This is a genomic window from Geobacter psychrophilus (genome assembly GCF_056821595.1).
The window spans coordinates 3,496,736-3,516,961 of sequence record NZ_JBXDTU010000004.1; the positions used below are offsets into that span (position 1 = coordinate 3,496,736).

The 20,226-nt window shown below is 51.7% G+C and carries 20 protein-coding genes and 1 tRNA gene; 8 read left to right on the forward strand and 13 right to left on the reverse strand.

The window, feature by feature from the left end:
• Positions 1 to 23: 23 nt before the first annotated feature.
• The gene (locus ACOCF6_RS18765) at positions 24 to 950 is read left to right on the forward strand and encodes an IPT/TIG domain-containing protein (RefSeq protein ID WP_482461848.1); all 927 of its coding nucleotides are present in this window, start codon (positions 24 to 26) and stop codon (positions 948 to 950) included.
• Positions 951 to 992: 42 nt separating this feature from the next.
• Here ACOCF6_RS18765 and ACOCF6_RS18770 read toward each other — a convergent pair whose 3' ends face one another.
• Positions 993 to 3,653, reverse strand: coding sequence for an MMPL family transporter (locus ACOCF6_RS18770; protein WP_482461849.1), 2,661 nt, complete (start codon positions 3,651 to 3,653; stop codon positions 993 to 995).
• Positions 3,654 to 3,849: 196 nt separating this feature from the next.
• On the opposite strand from ACOCF6_RS18770, the gene ACOCF6_RS18775 reads away from it, so the two are divergent.
• Together ACOCF6_RS18775 and ACOCF6_RS18780 are read left to right on the forward strand one after the other, a co-directional pair.
• Positions 3,850 to 4,251, forward strand: a complete 402-nt coding sequence (locus ACOCF6_RS18775; RefSeq protein ID WP_482461850.1) for a secondary thiamine-phosphate synthase enzyme YjbQ — start codon at positions 3,850 to 3,852, stop codon at positions 4,249 to 4,251.
• Between the two features lie 65 nt (positions 4,252 to 4,316).
• Positions 4,317 to 4,574: a hypothetical protein gene (locus ACOCF6_RS18780; RefSeq protein ID WP_482461851.1), complete on the forward strand. Its 258-nt coding sequence runs from the start codon at positions 4,317 to 4,319 to the stop codon at positions 4,572 to 4,574.
• A gap of 103 nt (positions 4,575 to 4,677) precedes the next feature.
• Here ACOCF6_RS18780 and ychF read toward each other — a convergent pair whose 3' ends face one another.
• From ychF to ispE, 9 genes are all read right to left on the reverse strand, one after another.
• Positions 4,678 to 5,772 carry a redox-regulated ATPase YchF gene (gene ychF / locus ACOCF6_RS18785; RefSeq protein ID WP_482461852.1) on the reverse strand — a complete coding sequence of 365 codons (1,095 nt, stop codon included), beginning with the start codon at positions 5,770 to 5,772 and terminating at the stop codon, positions 4,678 to 4,680.
• Between the two features lie 70 nt (positions 5,773 to 5,842).
• Entirely contained in the window at positions 5,843 to 6,433 is a 591-nt protein-coding gene (gene pth / locus ACOCF6_RS18790; RefSeq protein ID WP_482461853.1) for an aminoacyl-tRNA hydrolase, read from the reverse strand.
• Between the two features lie 19 nt (positions 6,434 to 6,452).
• Positions 6,453 to 7,040 (reverse strand): 50S ribosomal protein L25, encoded by a 588-nt coding sequence (locus ACOCF6_RS18795; protein ID WP_482461854.1) that lies wholly within the window; start codon positions 7,038 to 7,040, stop codon positions 6,453 to 6,455.
• An 84-nt stretch (positions 7,041 to 7,124) separates the two neighbouring features.
• Positions 7,125 to 8,069: a ribose-phosphate pyrophosphokinase gene (locus tag ACOCF6_RS18800; RefSeq protein WP_482461855.1), complete on the reverse strand. Its 945-nt coding sequence runs from the start codon at positions 8,067 to 8,069 to the stop codon at positions 7,125 to 7,127.
• A gap of 226 nt (positions 8,070 to 8,295) precedes the next feature.
• Entirely contained in the window at positions 8,296 to 9,228 is a 933-nt protein-coding gene (locus tag ACOCF6_RS18805; protein ID WP_482461856.1) for a peptidylprolyl isomerase, read from the reverse strand.
• Between the two features lie 50 nt (positions 9,229 to 9,278).
• Positions 9,279 to 10,178: a SphA family protein gene (locus ACOCF6_RS18810; RefSeq protein WP_482461857.1), complete on the reverse strand. Its 900-nt coding sequence runs from the start codon at positions 10,176 to 10,178 to the stop codon at positions 9,279 to 9,281.
• A 237-nt stretch (positions 10,179 to 10,415) separates the two neighbouring features.
• Positions 10,416 to 10,805 (reverse strand): hypothetical protein, encoded by a 390-nt coding sequence (locus ACOCF6_RS18815; protein WP_482461858.1) that lies wholly within the window; start codon positions 10,803 to 10,805, stop codon positions 10,416 to 10,418.
• 259 nt (positions 10,806 to 11,064) lie between these two features.
• Positions 11,065 to 11,139: transfer RNA gene (locus tag ACOCF6_RS18820), tRNA-Gln, on the reverse strand.
• A 37-nt stretch (positions 11,140 to 11,176) separates the two neighbouring features.
• Positions 11,177 to 12,019 (reverse strand): 4-(cytidine 5'-diphospho)-2-C-methyl-D-erythritol kinase, encoded by an 843-nt coding sequence (ispE, locus tag ACOCF6_RS18825; RefSeq protein ID WP_482461859.1) that lies wholly within the window; start codon positions 12,017 to 12,019, stop codon positions 11,177 to 11,179.
• Between the two features lie 192 nt (positions 12,020 to 12,211).
• Between ispE and ACOCF6_RS18830 the strand changes: the two genes are divergently transcribed.
• Genes ACOCF6_RS18830 through ACOCF6_RS18840 form a run of 3 tightly spaced genes read left to right on the forward strand, consistent with a single transcriptional unit; the run spans position 12,212 to position 14,661 of the window.
• The gene (locus ACOCF6_RS18830; protein WP_482461860.1) at positions 12,212 to 13,237 is read left to right on the forward strand and encodes an agmatine deiminase family protein; all 1,026 of its coding nucleotides are present in this window, start codon (positions 12,212 to 12,214) and stop codon (positions 13,235 to 13,237) included.
• Entirely contained in the window at positions 13,234 to 14,127 is an 894-nt protein-coding gene (locus ACOCF6_RS18835; RefSeq protein WP_482461861.1) for a carbon-nitrogen hydrolase, read from the forward strand. Before ACOCF6_RS18830 ends, ACOCF6_RS18835 begins: the two co-directional genes overlap by 4 nt.
• 3 nt (positions 14,128 to 14,130) lie before the next feature.
• Positions 14,131 to 14,661, forward strand: coding sequence for a DUF2721 domain-containing protein (locus ACOCF6_RS18840; RefSeq protein ID WP_482461862.1), 531 nt, complete (start codon positions 14,131 to 14,133; stop codon positions 14,659 to 14,661).
• Positions 14,662 to 14,766: 105 nt separating this feature from the next.
• On the opposite strand, the gene ACOCF6_RS18845 is transcribed toward ACOCF6_RS18840, so the two are convergent.
• The 3 genes from ACOCF6_RS18845 to ACOCF6_RS18855 form a co-directional block, all read right to left on the reverse strand.
• Entirely contained in the window at positions 14,767 to 16,845 is a 2,079-nt protein-coding gene (locus tag ACOCF6_RS18845; protein WP_482461863.1) for a methyl-accepting chemotaxis protein, read from the reverse strand.
• A gap of 65 nt (positions 16,846 to 16,910) precedes the next feature.
• On the reverse strand, positions 16,911 to 17,399 hold the full coding sequence (locus tag ACOCF6_RS18850; RefSeq protein WP_482461864.1) for a rhodanese-like domain-containing protein: 489 nt from the start codon (positions 17,397 to 17,399) through the stop codon (positions 16,911 to 16,913).
• 85 nt (positions 17,400 to 17,484) lie between these two features.
• Positions 17,485 to 18,675: a pyridoxal phosphate-dependent aminotransferase gene (locus ACOCF6_RS18855; protein WP_482461865.1), complete on the reverse strand. Its 1,191-nt coding sequence runs from the start codon at positions 18,673 to 18,675 to the stop codon at positions 17,485 to 17,487.
• 155 nt (positions 18,676 to 18,830) lie between these two features.
• Between ACOCF6_RS18855 and ACOCF6_RS18860 the strand changes: the two genes are divergently transcribed.
• Both ACOCF6_RS18860 and rpsF read left to right on the forward strand, forming a co-directional pair.
• A complete protein-coding gene (locus ACOCF6_RS18860; RefSeq protein ID WP_482461866.1) occupies positions 18,831 to 19,712 on the forward strand; it encodes a DUF2156 domain-containing protein in 882 nt (293 codons plus the stop codon).
• 113 nt (positions 19,713 to 19,825) lie between these two features.
• On the forward strand, positions 19,826 to 20,218 hold the full coding sequence (rpsF, locus tag ACOCF6_RS18865) for a 30S ribosomal protein S6 (RefSeq protein ID WP_482463403.1): 393 nt from the start codon (positions 19,826 to 19,828) through the stop codon (positions 20,216 to 20,218).
• The last annotated feature ends 8 nt before the right edge of the window (positions 20,219 to 20,226 follow it).

Below are 20,226 nucleotides of genomic sequence, written 5' to 3' on the forward strand. Positions count from 1 at the left end.
TGTGAAATACCATGAGGTGGACAATGAAACGTATCACAATCCTTGTAATGGTTGTAACTCTCTTTTGTATCGGGAACCTGACTGTCTGTGCCGCTGAACGACCTCAGCGCGTCAAATCCCTGGCAACGCCGGTAGTGGGGGCTCCTGCTGCAACAGCACCTGCAATCCTCAGCATCATACCCGCACAGGCGGAACCCGGTAGCAAGGTGATGATGTTCGGGTCCGCATTCGGTTCACAGGCCAGTGCATATCTTGGCAGTGTGGAGATACCGGTCAAACTCACTGAAGAGCGTCAGCTGGAATTTGTCGTGCCGCAACAGCTTGAGCCGGGCATTTACGCGCTCTATCTGAAGCGTTCTGACGGGGCAGTCAGCCGCCCGTACAATTTCACCATATTGCCTCTGCGTCCGGTGTTACATGGCTTATCGCCGGATGTGATCGGTTCGTGCGCACAGGGTGCTGAACGTGAAGTAACGGCCCGCGGCCAGAACTTCCTGGACAAGTCGCAACTTGTTTTCGATGGAGCTGTGCTGAAAAGCCGCTATGAATCGGCCGAAGCGCTTACGTTTAACGTGCCGCAGGTGACGGGTGGACTGCATCAGGTTGTCGTCAGGAATTCTCCGGATAATAGCACCGTGGCCCTTGGGCTGATGATCGAGACCCGGCCCGAAATTGCACAGGTCATGATTGGAAGCCAGTATGTGAACTACTATGAACTGGTTATCGTTGGGAAAAACTTTCAGCAAAACTCTTCAATCTATGTTGACGGGCAGAAAATCGGCGGGCAGGGTGGCCAGGACATGGCTGAGCGTGAAAAGCTGGTGTATGTTGACTGTACGAAACTGATCTACCAGCGACACCCCTTTTCGCCGGTCAACAAGGATTTCCGTGTCATGGTCATGAATCCGGGAGGCGAGGCCAGCCAGATTATCAATGTATCGGCACCCTGACAGTTCGTGCTTCGACTCCGCTCCTTGAGCGGAGTCGAAGGTTTAGCGTTTGCCCCAGACCTCCAGTAACGCCGGCAGGAATACCATAAATACTGCTACACTGGCGACCATCCCCAGCGACATGACAGCGCCAATACTGAAAACCCCCTGATGATGTGCCACCATCAAGGCGCCGAAGCTGAACAGTATCGTCAGCGCATTCAGGAATACACCGATGCCGGCGCTGCTTATGGCTACTTGGGCCGGCGATTCAATCCCCTGACGATAGCGGTTGATGATGTAGATTGCTGAATCGATCCCTACACCCAGAATCAGCGGCAGTACGATGATATTGGCCGAATTGAAGCGAATCCCGGCCATCCACATGCTGCCTATCATTATCAGAAGTCCTGCTGCCAGCGGTAAAGAGCCGATCAGGGCAAAGCGGATGCTCTTGAAGTTGATCAGCAGAATCACTGCAATTCCGACAAAGGCATAGCCAAAGGCCTTGAGATAGGAGTCGCGCAGCACGGTCAGCGATTCGTAGACCATCACCGGTTCACCGGTCGCATTGGGAACTACGCTTTTGACCTGGCTGACAAACTCATGCAGCGGCTCATGTTCGAAAATCTCTTTTTTGGGAGCGATCTGCAACAGGAATTTCCCGCTTTTACCCACAAAACGGCTTCTTAGCTGTTCCGGAACATCGGCGGCGCTGACCGGTGATGCCTCCAGGCTCTCCTTCATCATGAGCAGTTTGTCGGGTAGTTCTGCAAACATTCCCCCCTGAAACTCTCGCAGCATACCCAGAGCGTTCTTGTCTTTTTCTTTTTCCAGTGAGGCAAAGAAGCCATCCAAAGTGACTAGAAAGGCTCCGACCGGTTTGGCTTCGATTGTTTTTTCCGATTCCAGAGCTTTTTTCAGTTTGTCTACACGGTCGCGGAAGTTTTCGAAGACAGTCGGCAGCTCCATGACTCGCAGGTTCTCTTCATATGGAACCGGTTTAACTGTGTTCATGATCTTTTTCAGAGCAGCCAGTTCAGCAAGCTTGGCATCCTGCTGTTCAGGAACCAGAGCCAGCAGGCTGACAACATGGTCTACTTGCGGCAGTTTTTCCAGTTTCGTCGTCAGTTGCCTGGCATCTTCTGCATTCTGTGCGGTCACCACTGCGAAGTAGCCGGAATTCTCCTTGCTGCGCATCAGTTTGTAGGCATATTCCACTGATTGCAGCCCTTTAGCCTGCAGATTCATCAGGTTGTAGTCGAACTGAGTGTTTATTGCTGGATAGATACAGGCGAGCGAAAGAATCAGAGTCGCGGCAATGACTGTGCGAGGCTTGCTGAACAGTGCTTTTGCAAAAAATCCTCCGTTATTAATTGGAGGGCTGGGTCGGGTGGTGGCCGGTTTTCTAAAACGTTCCAGCAGGATCAGCATGGCCGGCAGTACGGTGAAGGTTGCTGCAACGCATATGAAGACACCGCCGGCTGCAATGATGCCAAGCTCGGCGATACCCTTGAAATCGGTAAAGGCAAAGGTGGTGAAGGCCATGGCCACGGTGGCAGCGGCCATTATGATGGAGCGGATGTTGGAGGTCAGGCCGATTTCAATGGCGGTTATTCCATCGGCACCACCTCTGAGCTCCTCCTGGTAGCGTAAGACGACTTGGATGCCATACTCGACACCCAGTCCGATAAGCATGATGGCGAAGACCATCGAGAGGATGTTCAGGTGACCGATGACCAGCGTGGCAAAACCGAAGGAGAGACAGATGCCCACAATCAGCGACACCATGGCAGCGATGACATTCAACAGGCCACGGAAGGCGAATAAGAGAAGAATCACGGTCAGGGACAGGGAGAGCAGAGTGGCAATTTCCAGATCACGCTGACTGGTGGCCATCTCCTCGTATTCCAGAACCGGAACGCCGGTCAGACCGCCAGTAATTCCCTTGAACTCGGGCTTATTCAATATTTCCGCCAGGGCTGATCTGGTCGCCTTGATAGCTTTTTCAGATGCGGTGAAACTGCCCTGTTCCTTGATCGGCAGGATGGTAATGACCTGTTGTTTACCGGCACTTTCCAGCATGGATGGTTTGCCGTCGCCACCACCTTTCAGGAAGGAGTCCATTGACATATTGCTGTTCTTGCCGTCAAATCCCTTGAAACCTTTATCCAGGGTTGTCAGCATGAAGGTCAGGCTTTTCAGGGCAACCGGATCGGGGGCGGCCAGATAAGCGTCAATTTGAGCAGTGAGGCTGGTGAAAAGTGTTTGTACAGACGGAGATGCGGCCAGATCCTTCAGTACTGGTGCAGCCATGGTCAGGGTATTTCGCAGATTTTTGATATCATCGAGCGGCATGAACAACAGGCCGTTTTTGCGGAAATAGGGCAGTCCGCCGGGGTAGAAAACCTCGCGAAAAACGCCTTTCTCCTGATTAAGTTTGTAGTAGAGTGCATCAGCGGCACGGGTAGCCCGTTCTGCATCGTCAGATTCGATGACAGCAACGATCTCTTCCTGATCACCGAATTCGGCACGGTAGGCGCGGTAATCCACCTGAAAAGGGGCGTTTTTCGGCATCAGGTCATCCCGGCCGGTGAGAAACTCCATTTCTTTAACCGTATACAAAACAGATATAACGGAAAACAGCAGGGCCAGGCCAAGGATCAGGCGGGGGCTTCGGGAAACAACCGTAAAAAGACGGCTTGTAGTGCGTTGTTGTGACAAAATATGCTCCTTGTCATGAATGACGGGATAAACTCGAAGTCAAGACGTTCTTGATGGATGCGGATTACAACACGGGGAATCCTGATAAAAATACTTGCGAAAAATATCAACATTTCTGAATATACTTCTATCCTGTAAATGTCAATCTTCAGGATGTTTGTGCCAGTTTATCAAGCCTATCTGCAGGAGGTTGGTGATGCAAACGGCAGAATTTAAAATATCAACAAATAGGCGTACCCAATTGGTGCCGATTACCCGCCAGATCAGCGGTCTGATCACCACCAATGGTTGGCAGAGCGGGGTACTTACCATTTTTATACCGCATACAACTGCCGGAATTACAATTAATGAAAATGCAGACCCGGATGTTGCACGGGACATAGAGTGGTTTTGTGACAAACTCGTTCCGAAGCTCAGCGATTTCCACCATGCTGAGGGGAATTCTGATGCCCATCTCAAGGCCAGTCTGTTCGGATCATCACTGCAGGTAATCGTGCAGGATGGTAAACTATTGCTGGGGACCTGGCAGGGGATCTATTTTTGTGAATTTGACGGTCCTCGGCAACGCAGTACCTGTGTGGCGTTTGTAGCAGGATAATTTATATTGTATTATTTTTAAAAAACTCTGATATAATAACATCACATAAAAGGAGGTGACTTAGAATGGTAATAGCCCAATTGTCACCGAATAGTGTGGCGGCAAATCCTTCATATCTCAATCCCTTGGCGCAGTCAGACAGGCAGGCGTCAACCGCCAAAGCCAGCGAATCGGTGCAAACCAGTATTAAACAGATACAGACCGACACAGTAACGCTTTCAAGCCAGGCCCTGAAAATGGCATCACAGTCCTATTCACCGTCAGAAGAAGCAAAAGAGGGTGCACCTGAAAAGACTTTTGAGAACGTGCAGGGAAAACGATGATTCCTGGCCCGTGATTTTGATCTGGGGTTCTGGAAGAAGAAAAAGGCTGCATGGTCATTGACCAGACAGCCTTTTCTATTATTGAATCGATAACGTCAGATCGTTAAACGTTGAATCGAAAGTGCATTACGTCTCCATCTTTTACAACGTATTCCTTGCCTTCAAGTCGCATTAATCCCTTTTCCTTGGCTCCCGATTCACCGTTGCAGGCAATATAATCATTAAATGCGATAACTTCAGCCCGAATAAAGCCTTTTTCGAAGTCCGAGTGGATTACACCTGCTGCGCCAGGCGCTTTGGTTCCGTTTACAATGGTCCAGGCCCGAACTTCCTTTACACCGGCAGTAAAATAGGTGATCAGGCCAAGCAGTTCATAGCCGTTGCGGATCAGACGGTCAAGTCCCGCTTCCTCTAACCCCATGTCCAGCAGGAAAGCATGTTTTTCGTCGCCATCGAGCTCTGAAATCTCAGCCTCCAGTTTTCCACAGATGGTGACTACTCCAGCTCCTTCCTGCGCAGCGATCTCCTTCACCTGGGCAACAAACGGGTGCATGCCCAGAAGGTCGTCTTCGGCAACGTTGGCCACATACAGAACCGGTTTGTCGGTCAGCAGGTGCAACTCGCGCATCCAGAGACGTTCATCCTCATTCTCCGCAACGCCCTTGAGCTTTTTGACCTGCTCCAACAGGGCACGTACGCGCTGGTAGAACTCAACCTCTTCCTTGGCTTTCTTGTCACCACTGCGTGCCATCTTCTCCGCACGCTGTATTTTCTTATCCACCGTGTCAAGATCCGCCAGAGCCAACTCGGTATTGATCACTTCGATGTCATCTACCGGTGAGACACGCCCGTTTACATGAACCACATTATCGTCGTCGAAGCAGCGCACGACGTGGACAATGGCATCCGTGCTGCGGATATGGCCCAGGAACTGGTTGCCGAGACCTTCCCCCGAGCTGGCGCCTTTAACCAGTCCGGCAATGTCAACAAATTCGATAGTTGTGGGCTGTATCTTCTGGGGATTGACGATGGCAGACAACAACACCATACGCGGGTCTGGAACCTGCACGATGCCAACATTCGGGTCGATTGTGCAGAATGGGTAGTTGGCCGATTCAGCGCCGGCCGATGTTAACGCGTTAAAGATGGTAGATTTGCCGACATTCGGCAAACCGACGATACCGCAATTGAATCCCATAGGTCTATCCTTTAGTAAGTTGCTGGTTTTTTCTGCGGGGTGTCCGGCAGAAAAAAATCCGTTGAATGCCCTATGCTGTTTTCAGGGCCAAATAATCCTTGTTGTTATAGAGGCTCATTGCTTTAGGTAGCCCCTCATCCATCATCATTTCAAGCATCTCAAGGCCACCGTCCAGTACGGTGGGCAGGATTTCCATGTCAGCGGGTGGGATATTCCCCAATACATAGTTGACCGTATCGCCGTGCACGGGTCTGCCGATGCCGATACGCAGCCGAATGAAGTCGCCCTTGCCCAGCTGTTCCATGATCGAGCGCAGGCCGTTGTGGCCGCCATGCCCGCCACCCTGCTTGAGCCGGACCGAGCCGAACGGAATATCCAATTCATCGTGAGCGACAATCAGGTGTGAAAGGGGTAGTTTATAGAACTGGAGCGCCTGCATGACAGCCTGCCCAGAGAGATTCATAAAAGTCTGCGGTTTGAGAAGTATGAGACGGTTACCCTGATAATTCCATTCTCCGGCCAGACCCGAGAATGATTTTCGGGTTATGGTGAGGTCTTCAAGGTGAGCCAGGCGGTCCAAAAAAAGGAAACCCGCGTTGTGGCGGGTCCATTGATACTTGGGGCCGGGATTGCCCAGCCCCGCTATGACGTACGTTTTCATTTTATTTGCGTGTCAGTGATCAGGCTTCAGCAGGCTTTTCAACTTCCTTGGCCCTGCCGAGAACACTGACGACCGGTGTTTTAGGGTTGTCCAGAATTTTGATGCCATCCGGAACCTGAATTTCACTTACATGAATCGAATGGGCGACCGCCAGATCAGTGATATCGATTTCAATGTGATCGGGGATGTTGCCCGGCAGGCATTCAACGTGGAGCTCATGGTGAGCCAGGTCGAGCAGTCCGCCTTCCTTAACGCCGATGGCATCGCCTTTCAGAATTACCGGCACGGTAACGCGCAGTTTTTCTGTCATATTGACGCGATGGAGGTCGACATGCTTATAGGTGCCTTTAAGCGCATCGCGCTGCAGGTCGACAATGATTGCCAGGGCCTGGTCCAGACCACCGCCTCCGACCAATGTGATCAGGTTGTTCTGGCCGCCTTCTCCGGCAGTTGCTTCCCGAAGTTCGCGGTAATTTATGCTTACAGCTACTGGATCCATACCTTTGCCGTACACGACGCCAGGAACCTTATCGGCAATTCTCAACTGGCGGCTGATACCCTTGCCGGTTTTCGATCTCAATTCAATATTCAACTGTTTTTCTTGCATAGTGTTCCTCCAATAGGTGTGGCGGGAATGTCCCGCCCGGTACTCGCACAGTAAATTCTATTGTTGTGAATCCAGTCATTTTCTTTATACGAAAAGAGAACTGACCGATTCGTCCTCGTGAATACGCCGAATCGCTTCGGCCAGCAGATCGGCTACGGATAACATGCGGACTTTGCCGGTCTGCTGCTCCTTGTCGCCAAGAGGTATTGTGTCGGTCAGGACAATCTCTTCGATGTCGGAATTGTTGATGCGCTCTATGGCCGGCCCAGAGAGAACGCCGTGGGTTGCACAGGCATAGATAGCCCGGGCTCCGTTTTCCTTGAGAGCCTTTGCTGCCTGGGTAAGGGTGCCGGCTGTATCGATCATGTCATCGAGGATAATAGCGATCTTGTCACGTACATCACCGATCAGGTGCATCACCTCGGCTACGTTGGGACCGGTTCGGCGCTTGTCGATAACCGCCAGGGTGCATTCCAGCCGTTTGGCAAAGGCTCGGGCGCGCTCGGTGCCGCCAGCATCCGGGGACACCATGACGACCTTTTCCCCTTTGAAACGGTTTTTCAGGTATTCGAGAATTACCGGCGCGGCATACAGGTTGTCCACCGGGATATTAAAGAAGCCCTGGATCTGGCCGGCATGCAGGTCAATTGTGACAACCCGGTCAACCCCTGCGGTCGTGATCAGGTCGGCTACCAGTTTGGCGGTGATCGGGGTGCGCGGCGCGGCCTTGCGGTCCTGCCGGGCATACCCGTAGTAGGGGATGACGGCTGTGATTGTTGCTGCCGATGCCCGTTTGAGGGCGTCGGTCATAATCAGCAGCTCCATCAGATTATTATTGGTAGGTGCACAGGTGGACTGGACGATATAGACGTCACGACCGCGGACATTCTCGGTGACTTCAATCATGATCTCGCCGTCAGAGAAGGTACGAACACGGGCGGCTCCGAGGGGCACATGAAGGAAGTCGCATATTTTCTGGGCGAGGGCGGGGTTGGAGTTTCCGGTAAAAACCCTTATCTTGTCGTGCATGATCGTACAGTTACCTTTCAATGTGAAAGAGAATCTTGGCTAAATGACCGGAGTCGACTGGAGATCACAAAGGCAGGAATTCCCGTAAATGCAAATTTTTACAATATCATGGCATCAAAGTCAATCTTAAATACGCGTATCATCTGGATTGTTGAGCTGTCCGCTATACTGAAAAGTGAGTCAACCGGCGTACATGAACGGTTGACTGACCGAGTATGATCAACTGTTATTTTTTCTTTTCAATTGGGTTGCCGGCGTCCTGTGTCTTTTCGGATTTTGCATTATCAACATCCGGTTTTTCGCCATACACTTCCATGCCGGCTTCTTTAACGGCCTGTTCCACAAACTCCTGAGCCTTTTTCTGCTCCTGTTCGGCCTTCAGCTTGTTGTAAATATATTCCCTGGCATCACCAAAAGGAGCGATATGCTTCTCCTGCCGCTCGTCCAGCCTGATGATGTGAAATCCGTAGGGCGTCGTCACGAGCGGGCTGAGTTCGCCGATCTTGAGTGCAAAGGCTGCTTTTTCAAACTCTTCGGAATTGGTTTTGCCGAGGGTAATCGGGGCAAGTTCCCCTCCCTTTGTGGCAGAGTTCTGGTCTTCGGAAAGTTCAGCCGCCAGTTTGACGAATTCCTCTCCTCTGCTCAATCGCAACAGGACATTTTCCGCCCTGTTGCGCGCCTTTTGTTTATCCTCCGGTTTATCCTCTTTCGTCGAGGCAATCAGGATATGCCGTACCTTTATCTGTTCGGGAAGCTGGAACTCCTTTTGATGCTCCTGATAATAGTTTTTCACTTCCGCTTCCGGTATGTTCACACCGGCGGTTACAACTTTGGCAAGATATTCCTGGGTGATAAAATTGTCGATAACATAGCCCAACTGCTCTTTTATCTCCGGTTTTTTGTCAAAGCCCTCTTTTCTGGCTTTGGCAACGACCGCTTTTTTCATCAGGATTTCCCTGACAATGCCATAGCGCTGTTGAGGATTGTCCTGGAAGCGTTTCTGAACGACGGGTGGTTGACTGGCAAGGATGCGATCCAGATCCGCTTCCCGGAGTATGAAATCCCCCACCTTTCCCAGAACCGGATTGGTTTCTTCCGCTGATACTGCACCAGCCGTTGTAAACATGAAAACTGCCACGATAATGGATTTTGCAATCATAGTTCCCTCTCCTGAAGAAAATAGCCAACTACGTTTTGTTCGGAATATTTTTAAAATGCATACAATAGATTAAACCAGAACTTGTCACCTTCCGGCTTGTTCTCTACGAGCAATTCCTTCTGATACTTGAAAGCGAACGACATGTTCTTGTAATCGTATTTAAACTGGGGCCCAATTGCAAAAACCTGCCCCTTGTTCCCGTCGCTTCCGACTTTGACACCGTTCAACTCATCAACGGTAACCTGCTTGTAGAAATAGCCGCCGGCTCCCGCTGTAAAGGCATTGAATTTCTTTGCCAAGGTATAATCGAAATGAAATTCCTGGCCGGACAGGTAAGAATTTGCATCGTTTTTGGTGTTGATGTCATACATGAATTTGCCAGAGGCTTCTAAGCCGCTGTCGCTCAGATACGTTGCAGCTACGATTGGAACAAACGTCCAGTAGTTTCTGCCTATGTTTGCCAGGTCGTTCTTGTCGTAGGCACCGATGGGGATATCCACATCCACTCCGGCGACATAATGCAGATTTTTTGAATGCCACGAAAGTATCAACGGACTTACCACAAGATCTCCCAGGCCATTATTGCTCTGGCTCCTTCCCGGGACAGCAACCTCAAGATGGACAATCGGCAGAATCACTTGCATGCCAATGTTTCCGCCCAATAGTTTTCCCTTGGTCACATGCACCACTCTGACCACGTTGGCGAGTGCGTCAAGCTCGAATTTGGGAATGGCGTTGTTGCCGTCTTTGTCCTTGAGGCTGCCGGCGGTATAGTAGGTGACGTAGTTGAGAAGATAGGTGCCGGGAGGAGGGAACATGCCGGCCCCGAAACCTTCGACTCCGTTGTTATATGCTCCGCCGCCACCTTCAGTCGCAAAGCATGCTGATGAAATGCAGACAGATAGAGCCACTATTAACAAAACAAAACTTCTTTTTGCGGGTGTTCGCATACGGCTGACCTCCGTGTGTAATATTAGGGCATTAAATCTCAATCAGATTGGTCTTATACCACAGACATTTGCAGCTTATCAAGTTGGATGGAAGGCGGAACGAGGTGCCGACATGAGGCCCTGTAAACATTCAGGATGGTATTTGGAAGTCTTTATATAGAAAAAGGCTCCGGAATATAACCGTAACCTTTTGCCACAGTGGTCGGGGTGTCAGTAATTAAAGGTAGTTGCTGAGGCTTATGCTGTCGGTTGATCGTGCTCAATCCAGCTTCGGGCCTCTTCAATCGTCTTGAACACGTTATACAGGATCGATACACCTGTCAGTTCAGCAATTGCAGTATACATCCGCAACAAGCCATATTCTACGGCAGCATTTCCGACAAAAACGGTCTTTCCTCCGTGTCGTACTCCACTGGCCAAGGTTTCTTTGGTCGCTTTAGCTATTGCTTCAAATCCCTGTCGAGATATTGATTGCATTGATCCGTTTGTAAATTCCCAGATGACATCCTTAACCATGCCGTTTGGGTAGAATTCCTTTACAGCCGCGATTACTTCTTCAGCCGCTAAATCTCCATTGACTGACATGGTTAGCAAGCTGCCTTCAATTTTAACGTCAATTGTTGCCATGTCTGGTCACCTAAAGACTCTCATTGGAATCCAGTATATTACTGCCATGTTACCTGCTCAGCAGTCGTCAGAGAATTCGGCGGAAGGTTCGGATCATACTGCTGGAGGTCATCAGTTACTTTTTTGTGCTATAGCCTGATATTGACATGTATGCGGAGCTGTGGATATGACAAAACCCCTTACTTCTGTATACCTGTTTGTATACCAAAAAAATAAGAGGTCTGTATATTGACTAGCAAATCAGCTAGATAGTTTGTTGTGGCTGGGGCGCCAGGGATCGAACCTGGGAATGCCGGAATCAAAATCCGGTGCCTTACCGCTTGGCGACGCCCCATCAAGAGTTGCTACAAAAAAAAGAAAAAACTTGGGTTTTACAAGGTTTCCGCAACCACCGCAAACCAGCTGGTTGTAGCAGTCAGGGCTATCTGTGCTTTTTCGGCGGTCTCCTTGTCCTGATACAGACCAAAGACCGTCGGACCGCTTCCCGACATCATGGCACCCAGCGCTCCGTGTTGCAGCATTGAATTCTTTATTTCTGCAATAACCGGGAAAGCAGGAATTGTTACAGACTCCAGATCGTTTGCAAAGATGGCACAAACATCTTTGAGATCCCGGTAAGAATCAGGAAGTTTATTCAGCTCGCCCCTGTTTGTCAACTGTAAATTGTTGTAGACCCAAGATGTAGAGACAGGCACGCCAGGGTTCACTAGCAGTATCCAAGCAGCCGGCATCTCCGGCATAGATGACAGGGCTTCTCCAATTCCTTCGGCCAGTGCTGTTTTTTTGAATACAAAAAAGGGAACATCAGCGCCCAAGGTAACGCCGATTTCCATCAAGCGCTGATCGGAAAGCCCCAGCTCCAGCAGTTCATTCATGCCCATCAGTACGGAGGCTGCGTCACTGCTTCCACCGCCCAGACCAGCTGCAACCGGAATCTTCTTGATGATCGAAATCTCAGCTCCCTGTGTGCCGGTGGAAAGTTCCAGCAGAGCATTGGCAGCCTTCCAGGCAATGTTGCCAGGCCCGTCAGGTACGCCATTCATTCCGCAGGAAACCGTTATGCCGGGAGTTTTTGTCAGGGAAATGGTGATCTCGTCGCAGAGATTGACGCGCTGCATGACCATGCGCAGTTCATGATAACCGTCCGAACGGCGGCAGATGACATCAAGGAGGTAATTTACCTTGGCGGGCGCCTTGAGTGTAAGACTGTTCAATGTGTCTCCGTCACTTTTTATTTTGGGCCCAGAGGGGCAGCTAGTTTTCTAATGCAAGCAGGCGTATAAATCAAGGCAAAATTTGATACAGCTCTGCAGCACTCTACTGGGGGCTTGCACAGCTCAGGTTCTGCCTCTATACTGTGCCGTGATACATTGGCACTGAAAACGGCAAATACGAGGAGATTACGTGTGAATCCAAGACTTCCCGCCGAATGGGAGGCCCAGGACGGCGTTCTGCTGGCTTGGCCTCACGAAGGCACAGACTGGTCCTACATGCTGGATGATGTCCGTCCGGTTTTCGTCGAGATAATCCGGCATATAGCCCGCTTTGAACGGGTGCTGCTGGCAGCCCCCGATGCTGCCGATGCAGCAGGGTTTCTGGCCACAGCCGGAATTGACATGTCGCAGGTTATCATTTGCGAGATGCCGAACAACGATACCTGGGCACGTGATTTCGGTCCTATCAGCGTGATCTACAATAATCAACCGGTGCTGTTGGATTTCGGATTCAATGGCTGGGGGCTGAAGTTTCCCGCCAATCACGACAACCTGATCAACAAGCGCCTGAAAGAGCAGGGTGCCCTGGTCCCCAATCTCAAGACAATCGGTCTGATCATGGAGGGGGGCAGCATCGAAAGCGATGGTCTCGGCACGATCCTGACTACGTCCCACTGTCTGCTTTCGCCCAATCGCAACCCGCAGTTGGACAAGAGCGAAATCGAGCAGGCCATGGCTTCACTATTGGGTGCCAGGCGGGTGCTCTGGCTCAACCATGGCTGGCTGGCCGGAGATGACACCGATTCCCACATTGACACCCTGGCGCGCATCTGCCCCGATAATACCATCGTCTATCAGGCGTGCGACAACCCTCTGGACGAGCACTACGAGGGGTTGAAGCTGATGGAGGAGGAACTGAAGTCCTTCAGGGCACCGGACGGTTCACCGTATCGTCTGGTTGCGCTGCCCTGGCCCAAGGCCCGTTTTGATGAGCAGGCTCACCGGTTGCCGGCCACGTATGCCAATTTTCTGGTCATCAATGGAGCGGTACTGGTGCCGGCGTACGGGGATCGGGAGAATGATGAGAAGGCGCTGGACTGCATACGTCAGACCTTCCCCGGTCGAGAGCCCATCGCTATCAACTGTCTGCCGTTGATTGAACAGCACGGATCGCTGCACTGCGTCACCATGCAGCTCCCTGCAGGGGTGCTGCCATGACACGTTCTCGCGTATTAAAAACCGCACTCATTCAGCAGAGCTGCGGCAACGATAAGCAGGCAAACCTTGGTAATACCGCTGCCATGGTCAGGCGTGCCGCAGCGTCAGACGCTGAACTGATAGTTTTGCAGGAACTGCACGCCGGCCCCTATTTTTGTCAGATCGAGGACCCTGACTTGTTTGACCTGGCCGAGTCGATACCGGGAGAAAGCAGTCGTTTCATCGCAGATCTGGCGCGGGAGTTGGAGGTTGTAATTGTGGCTTCACTCTTCGAACGACGAGCGCCCGGGCTGTATCACAATACAGCCGTAGTGTTTGAAAGGAACGGCGAGATCGCCGGGACCTACCGCAAGATGCACATACCGGACGACCCCGGTTTCTATGAAAAATTCTATTTCACTCCGGGCGACCTGGGATTCAATCCGATCAAAACCTCGGTTGGAACCCTGGGGGTGCTGGTCTGCTGGGATCAATGGTATCCCGAAGCGGCCCGCCTGATGGCATTGGCAGGTGCCGACCTGCTGATATATCCGACCGCCATCGGCTGGGACCCGGCTGATGCAGGAGCTGAAAAGGAACGCCAGAGGGATGCCTGGGTGACCGTGCAGCGCGGCCACGCCGTGGCCAACGGTCTGCCGGTGCTGGCGGTCAACCGGGTTGGCTTCGAATCTGCTTCGCAGCAGCCGCACAGCGGTATTCAGTTCTGGGGAAGCAGCTTTGTTGCCGGGCCGCAGGGTGAGATTCTGACTGAGGCGTCACAGGACAAAGAGGAAATTCTGCTGACAGACATAGATCTGCAGCGCAGTGAATCCGTGAGACGCATCTGGCCGTTCCTGCGCGACCGGCGCATTGATGCCTATTCTGACCTTACAAAGCGCTACCGGGACTGACCCATGACATTATTCGATAAAGAAACGATGGAAGCCCTTTCCAGTTCTCACATCCTGACCTCCATGATCACCCCCGCGGTGCTGATCTCGGCCTGCGGAACGCTGATCTTTTCCACTTCGGCCCGCCTGGGGCGGATCTTCGACCGGGTCAACGTCTTGAAGGGGGAGGTGGAGGCGGTGATAACCGGGAAGATTTCCTATCCGGTCGAGAGGATGGAATTTCTAAAACAACAGGTTGCCCTGGCCAAGAAACGCGCAACTCTGATCCAGAAAGCAATGGGTACCCTCTATACTGCAACCGCGCTATTTATTGCCTCCAGTCTTGGTATTGCTGCCAACGTGGCTTTTGGCACGCCTGAGCAGGCCTGGGTAGCGACACTGATCGCACTTTCAGGTGGCGTTTTTCTGTTCGTTGCTTCGGCACTTTTGCTTTACGAAAGCCGCTACAATCTGAGGTTTGTTACCCGCAATATCGAGTTCATCGAGTTCCTGCAGGAAAAAGCGCACGAACAGAACAAATCCGCACCGTTATAATCTCCATGCTTCCGGATTGGTATCATTGGATCGATAGTACGTTACATCCATTAGACGTATTTCCCCCAGAAAATTCAGCTAGGGCTTGACCCGCAGTCGTGCGGCTTAGACTTCGAAGGAGTTGATGCTGGATGAAAGGGTTCCGGCCTTCTCGCGCAGGGAGTCGGCGGCCTGCTCCATGGAATTGGCCAATCTGCCGAGTTGATCGGCAGTTTCGCGGATGTTTCCACTTGCGGTGACGATGGCCTGGCTCTTCTGTTTCTGGACAGAGATGGAGTTGTTGATTTCATTGGATTGGTTCAGGAGATTATCTGCAATATGCGATATCTGTATGCTGGTGTCCGATTGCTCCCTGGTCGCTACGGCGATCTCCCATGCAATCTGCTTGATCTGCTCCATGAGACGGTTCATGTCGCCCGTATTGTCGTTCTGCTTTCTCACGGCCCGGGAAATTTCATCGATCTGATCCCGCAGCGTTCCGATGGATTCATTGATCGAGCTGATAACCACTACTTCGGCGGTTGTTTCCATATGAATGGTACGTGACATCTCGGTTGAGGCCAGTGAGGTGTCATAAATACCTTCAAGCGCATTCTTTACCCGTTCGATCAGGGTAATGCCCTCCTGGACAGCATCCATGCCGGCATGGGCCATCTTTACACTGGAACTCGATTCGGACTGAACCGAGGTAATGACATCGACGATCTCCTTTGTGGAGAGGAATGTGCGGTCGGAAAGGGAACGGATTTCCGAGGCAACCACTGCGAATGAACGGCCGTGCTGACCTGCCTGTGCCGCCAGAATTGCAGCGTTGAGGGCTAACAGCCCTGTCTGTGAAGCGATGTCTTCGATAACGGTGATGATCTTGCCGATCTGTACGGATTTTGAGCCGAGTCGATTGACCACCTCGGTCAGGGCGGAAACACTATGGCGGATATTCTCAATACCTGCCATGGCTTCGTGGATGGCAACCATCCCCTGTTCGGATGAAGCGCGCGAGACCTGTTCGGCCAGTCTCACGGAATGGTTGGCGGTATCCTGCACTTTTTTGATGGCAGAGCCGATCTGATCAATGGATTGGCTGGTCTCTTCGGCGAAAAGGGAGAGCTTTTCCACACTGGATACGATGGCATTACCGGAGATCACCATTTCGACCAGGTCTGCTACTGCCTTAAGGGCGTTAGAATCCAGATCCCCCGCATTGACGGATACCTGCGATATGGATGCGGCCAGTTCTGTGGCTGCGGATGACGTAGATGTCGCGGCGTCGAACAGTTGGCGTGAATTTTCCTGCAGGTGGGACACGGATTGGTCCACATCTTCAATCGAACGGACCGTCTTCTCGATAGCACTGTTCTGGATACGCACGGACGAGAGAACCTGACCCGAAGATTCGGCAATGTTTGCTGCCGCTTGATTGACATCACTGGAGATGACAGCGGTCTGGCGGATCATCCGGCGAAGATTTGCCACCATGCTGCGGAATGAATCTGCCATGAGACCGATTTCATCGTTCCGTTTTACAGAGATATCTATCGTCAGATTACCTTTGGATATGATGTGAGCGCTGGTAGAGATCTCTTCCAGAGGCTTCGTAATCGATCTGAAAATTGAGGTGAGGACGAGTGCCGTTACCAGAATCAAGACGGTAGCGATTAACCCCATGGCGATGGTTGTGGTGACGATATAGCTGTCGGTCCGCTGCCGGGACCCGGTTTTGAATTCCGTCATCAGTTTGAGCAGTTTGTCGGTGTTGGCTGAAAGCTTGCCAAAGGTGATCATGGTATCGACATCATCAGGGTTCGGGCGGGAGATTTTCAGGAAGTCCAGGACCCCTTTTTCGATGTTTATCCATTCAGGTTTGATCCTGGTGTTAATGGCCTCGATGAGCTCTTTGTCATCGGCTTTTGCGACAAGGGCATCAAGATTATTTCCGAACAGGCGGATTTCATCGCGGACATTTTTTACCGTCTGGGGGTTGTCGGGGATAAGAACGATCTCGGTAATGTCTCGTAACACCATATGCAAGCTTGTGGTCTGATGTTCCAGAAGATCTGCAATTTCAATGCGATCCTGAACAAGGCTGAAGGTGTAATAACCGGCACACCCCAGAGCGGTCATGAAAAACAGCACCATTGTGGTGAGAGAAATCATTCGAAATCTGATGGTACTGCTCTTTTTCATGAGGGTGCCTGATTATGATATGAAGTCACTGAAATTGCGGTCTGTCGGTGTTCTTCTTATCAGCCTTATTGCTGCAACGGGAATTTCTTGGCTTCCCATCCCTTGGTTCCTTCGCGCAGCCACATGACTTTCCTGTAGCCTGCCTTTTTTGCCAGGACAGCGGCTTTGTAGGATTTCCAGCCACTCGGCCCATCGCTATAGAATACGATTGAGGTGTTTTTGTCAGCTGGAAGCTTGCCGAGATCGAAGACGTCCTTGGAGGAGTCAAAGTCGGCCTTGTAGTCGCTGTTTTCTTTGTAGGGCAGGGCGGTGGCGCCCGGAAGATGGCCTTTGCCGAAGTTGATCGCGGAGCGCATATCGAAAAAACGGGCCGCCTTTTTGTCAGCAAGCGACTTGGCTTCCTCTGCGCTGATGATCTTGCCCCCTTCCAGGCTCTTCGGGGTATCCGGTTTGTTCTCAGCCGCGAATGACTGAACGGATAGGCAGGTAACGGCACATAACATCACAAGGATGACGAAGCTTTTGGCAGTGCTGTTGAAGATCCTATGGTACATGGTGACTCCCAATTGATTTAATGAGATAATGTAGCTGTTATTTATACACAAAAGCAGCACGTAGCTGAAGATAAATATTAATGTGTTATTTCAGTCCCACTTCTTGTGCCAGAGCTCTCCAGGCTGGCAGGCTGCGCTCGATAATCCCCTTGTCAACACAGTAGGCGATGCGGAAGAAGCCGGGCGCTCCGAATCCGGCGCCCGGCACCAACAGGATGCAATGCTTTTGGGCCAGCTTGACAAACTCGACATCATCGGCCAAAGGAGATTTCGGGAACAGGTAAAAAGCGCCGTCCGGCTTGACCATGCTGAAGCCCATACCGGTCAACTCCTTCACCAGCAGATCACGCTTGGCCTGGTACTCGGCAATATCCACCGATTCGTCCTGCAGCTTGGCCACCAGGCGCTGCATGAGGGCCGGTGCATTGACAAAACCGAGTACACGGTTGCTGAAGACCGCCCCCTCCATGAACTGCAGAGCTGTATCCATGCGTGGATTGGCGGCCAGGTAGCCGATGCGCTCACCCGGCAGGGCCAGGTCCTTGCTATGTGACGTGACGATAATCGAACTTTCCACCAGCGGAAAGATGTTGGGAACGTGCTTGTTGTCATAGGCGATGCGGGCATAAGGTTCATCGGAAATGACGTAGATCAGGTGGCCGTTGTCCCGGTGAATTTTCTTGAGGACCTCTCCCAGTTCGCGCAGGCTCTCTTCAGGGTAGATCACGCCGGTCGGGTTGTTGGGCGAACAGATCAGGATGGCCCGTGTTTTTGAGGTGATGGCCTTTGAAATGGCCTCAATATCCAGCTGGAATGTAGTGTGGTTAGTCCAGACCTCCACCGGAACGCCTCCGTGGTTGTCGATGTAGAACTTGTATTCCACAAAAAACGGAGCCAGGATGATAACCTCTTCGCCAGGATTAAGGATGGTCTTGAGTACCACATTGAGCGCTCCGCCGGCCCCGCAGGTCATGATGACGTGCCCGGCGGACACATCCAGTCCTGAATCCTTTGACAGCTTGGCGGCTACGGCAGCGCGGGTCTCGGTATAGCCGGCATTGTTCATGTAGCGATGCATGCCGGGCAGTGGATTTTTCGCCAGTTTCATGAGTTCCCGCTGGAAGGCCGCGGGCGGCTCCACATCCGGATTTCCCAGGGTGAAATCATAGATATTTTCTGCGCCGAACTCCTGTCGCAGGCGCTCTCCTTCCTCGAACATCTTGCGGATCCAGGATGATTTGGAAATATGACCGGCGATTTTCATGGCGATAGCCATTGCTGTTTCCTCCGTTGATTTATTTGTGGTAGTTACAGTTGGAAATCATTTTTTTCTGAATCAGGAACACAAGTAGATATTGTTTAAGCAAGTATCCTGTTTATCAGGGTTAGCATGACGCCGTCGAAATACTACAACATATTGCGGAGAACTCAATGGAAATTCCTGCCTGGCCCGCTTCCCGCCCGCTTGATATCAGTGATAAGCCGCTCTTTGACAGCATTTTTGAACAACTGCAGCCTCGCGTCTCCGAATTCACATTTGCCGGTCTGTACCTGTTTTGCACGGCACATGAATATTGTCTTGCCATGATCGGCGATTCTGTTGTGGTGCAGGGAAAGGGGTATGACGGTACGCGCTACTGTCTGCCGCCGTTGGGTGGCGATGTTATCGGCGCGTGCGAGGTGTTGCTGGATGCCGGTCTGGAGCTGTATGGCGGCGAAGACGCCTTTGTGGAACGGTTTCTCACAGGCATGGATTGCGTGGTTGTAGAGGACCGCGACTCCTTTGATTACCTGTATCTGCGGGAAGAGATGGCAAACCTGCCGGGTAACCGTTTTCACAAGAAGAAAAACCGGATCAATTATTTTGCTGTACGCCATACCTATCAAGTCCATGTGTATTCAGCGCAGCATCTGTGCGACTGTTTGCAATTGCTGGATGAATGGGGACGGGTGGCGGAGGTAGAGGGTAATCGCTCCTTCGGACTGGAGATGGATGCTACGGCCGAGGCCCTGGCGATGGTGGATGTCCTGGGGTTGGAAGGTGTTGTGGTGACGGTGGAGGGAGTCGTGCGGGCTTTTGCGCTGGGGGAGCGCCTCAACCGGGAAACGGCCGTTTGCCACTTCGAGAAAGCCGACCACTTCATGGAGGGGCTTTCGCAGTTGGTCAATCGTGAATTCTGCCGCCTGCTCTTTGCCGACTGTCGGTTCGTTAACCGTGAACAGGACCTTGGCGAGCCCGGACTGCGCAGTGCCAAGCTATCTTACCACCCCGTGGAGCTGGTCAAGAAATTCAGGGTGCAGCGGAAAAAATAAAATGATTGCACTTGCCTGGAAATTATAGTACAAAACTCGTTCTTTAAAACGGCTCAGGCCGTATCTCCTTGCTCCGGGTAGGACCGGGGCTCGTAAACCCGTGAGGAGGCTTTATTATGAGGAAGTACGAAACAATTATCATCCTCCATCCCGACCTTGGCGAAGACGACATCAAAATCGTCACCGGCAAAGTATCGGACGTTATTACGTCCTTTAAGGGTGAGTTGCACCGGATGGATGACTGGGGTATCAGGAAACTGGCCTACTCCATCAAGAAATGTGCTCGTGGACGCTATTACTATGTCCGCTATGACGGCGTTGCAGAGATGATCGCCGAACTTGAGCGCCGTATCAGGCTTGATGAGAAGGTGCTTCGATATCAGACAGTCAACATTACCGATGAACCGGAAAAGGTTGTGCCAGAGAAAAAGGCACCGGTGGTTGAGTCCGACGCGGATGAGGCTGCTGAAGTGGAAGAGGCCCCCGTCGAAACTGCAAACGAATAATTTCCTGG

Bases quoted from the DNA above. Each gene is read 5' to 3' on its own strand.
- ACOCF6_RS18850 (WP_482461864.1), bottom strand. From the start codon at position 17,399: ATGTACCATAGGATCTTCAACAGCACTGCCAAAAGCTTCGTCATCCTT.
- ACOCF6_RS18810 (WP_482461857.1), bottom strand. From the start codon at position 10,178: ATGCGAACACCCGCAAAAAGAAGTTTTGTTTTGTTAATAGTGGCTCTA.
- ACOCF6_RS18805 (WP_482461856.1), bottom strand. From the start codon at position 9,228: ATGATTGCAAAATCCATTATCGTGGCAGTTTTCATGTTTACAACGGCT.
- ACOCF6_RS18840 (WP_482461862.1), top strand. From the start codon at position 14,131: ATGACATTATTCGATAAAGAAACGATGGAAGCCCTTTCCAGTTCTCAC.
- pth (WP_482461853.1), bottom strand. From the start codon at position 6,433: ATGAAAACGTACGTCATAGCGGGGCTGGGCAATCCCGGCCCCAAGTAT.
- ACOCF6_RS18795 (WP_482461854.1), bottom strand. From the start codon at position 7,040: ATGCAAGAAAAACAGTTGAATATTGAATTGAGATCGAAAACCGGCAAG.
- ACOCF6_RS18780 (WP_482461851.1), top strand. From the start codon at position 4,317: ATGGTAATAGCCCAATTGTCACCGAATAGTGTGGCGGCAAATCCTTCA.
- ACOCF6_RS18765 (WP_482461848.1), top strand. From the start codon at position 24: ATGAAACGTATCACAATCCTTGTAATGGTTGTAACTCTCTTTTGTATC.
- ACOCF6_RS18835 (WP_482461861.1), top strand. From the start codon at position 13,234: ATGACACGTTCTCGCGTATTAAAAACCGCACTCATTCAGCAGAGCTGC.
- ACOCF6_RS18800 (WP_482461855.1), bottom strand. From the start codon at position 8,069: ATGCACGACAAGATAAGGGTTTTTACCGGAAACTCCAACCCCGCCCTC.
- ACOCF6_RS18775 (WP_482461850.1), top strand. From the start codon at position 3,850: ATGCAAACGGCAGAATTTAAAATATCAACAAATAGGCGTACCCAATTG.
- ACOCF6_RS18855 (WP_482461865.1), bottom strand. From the start codon at position 18,675: ATGGCTATCGCCATGAAAATCGCCGGTCATATTTCCAAATCATCCTGG.
- ACOCF6_RS18860 (WP_482461866.1), top strand. From the start codon at position 18,831: ATGGAAATTCCTGCCTGGCCCGCTTCCCGCCCGCTTGATATCAGTGAT.
- ychF (WP_482461852.1), bottom strand. From the start codon at position 5,772: ATGGGATTCAATTGCGGTATCGTCGGTTTGCCGAATGTCGGCAAATCT.
- ACOCF6_RS18815 (WP_482461858.1), bottom strand. From the start codon at position 10,805: ATGGCAACAATTGACGTTAAAATTGAAGGCAGCTTGCTAACCATGTCA.
- ACOCF6_RS18845 (WP_482461863.1), bottom strand. From the start codon at position 16,845: ATGAAAAAGAGCAGTACCATCAGATTTCGAATGATTTCTCTCACCACA.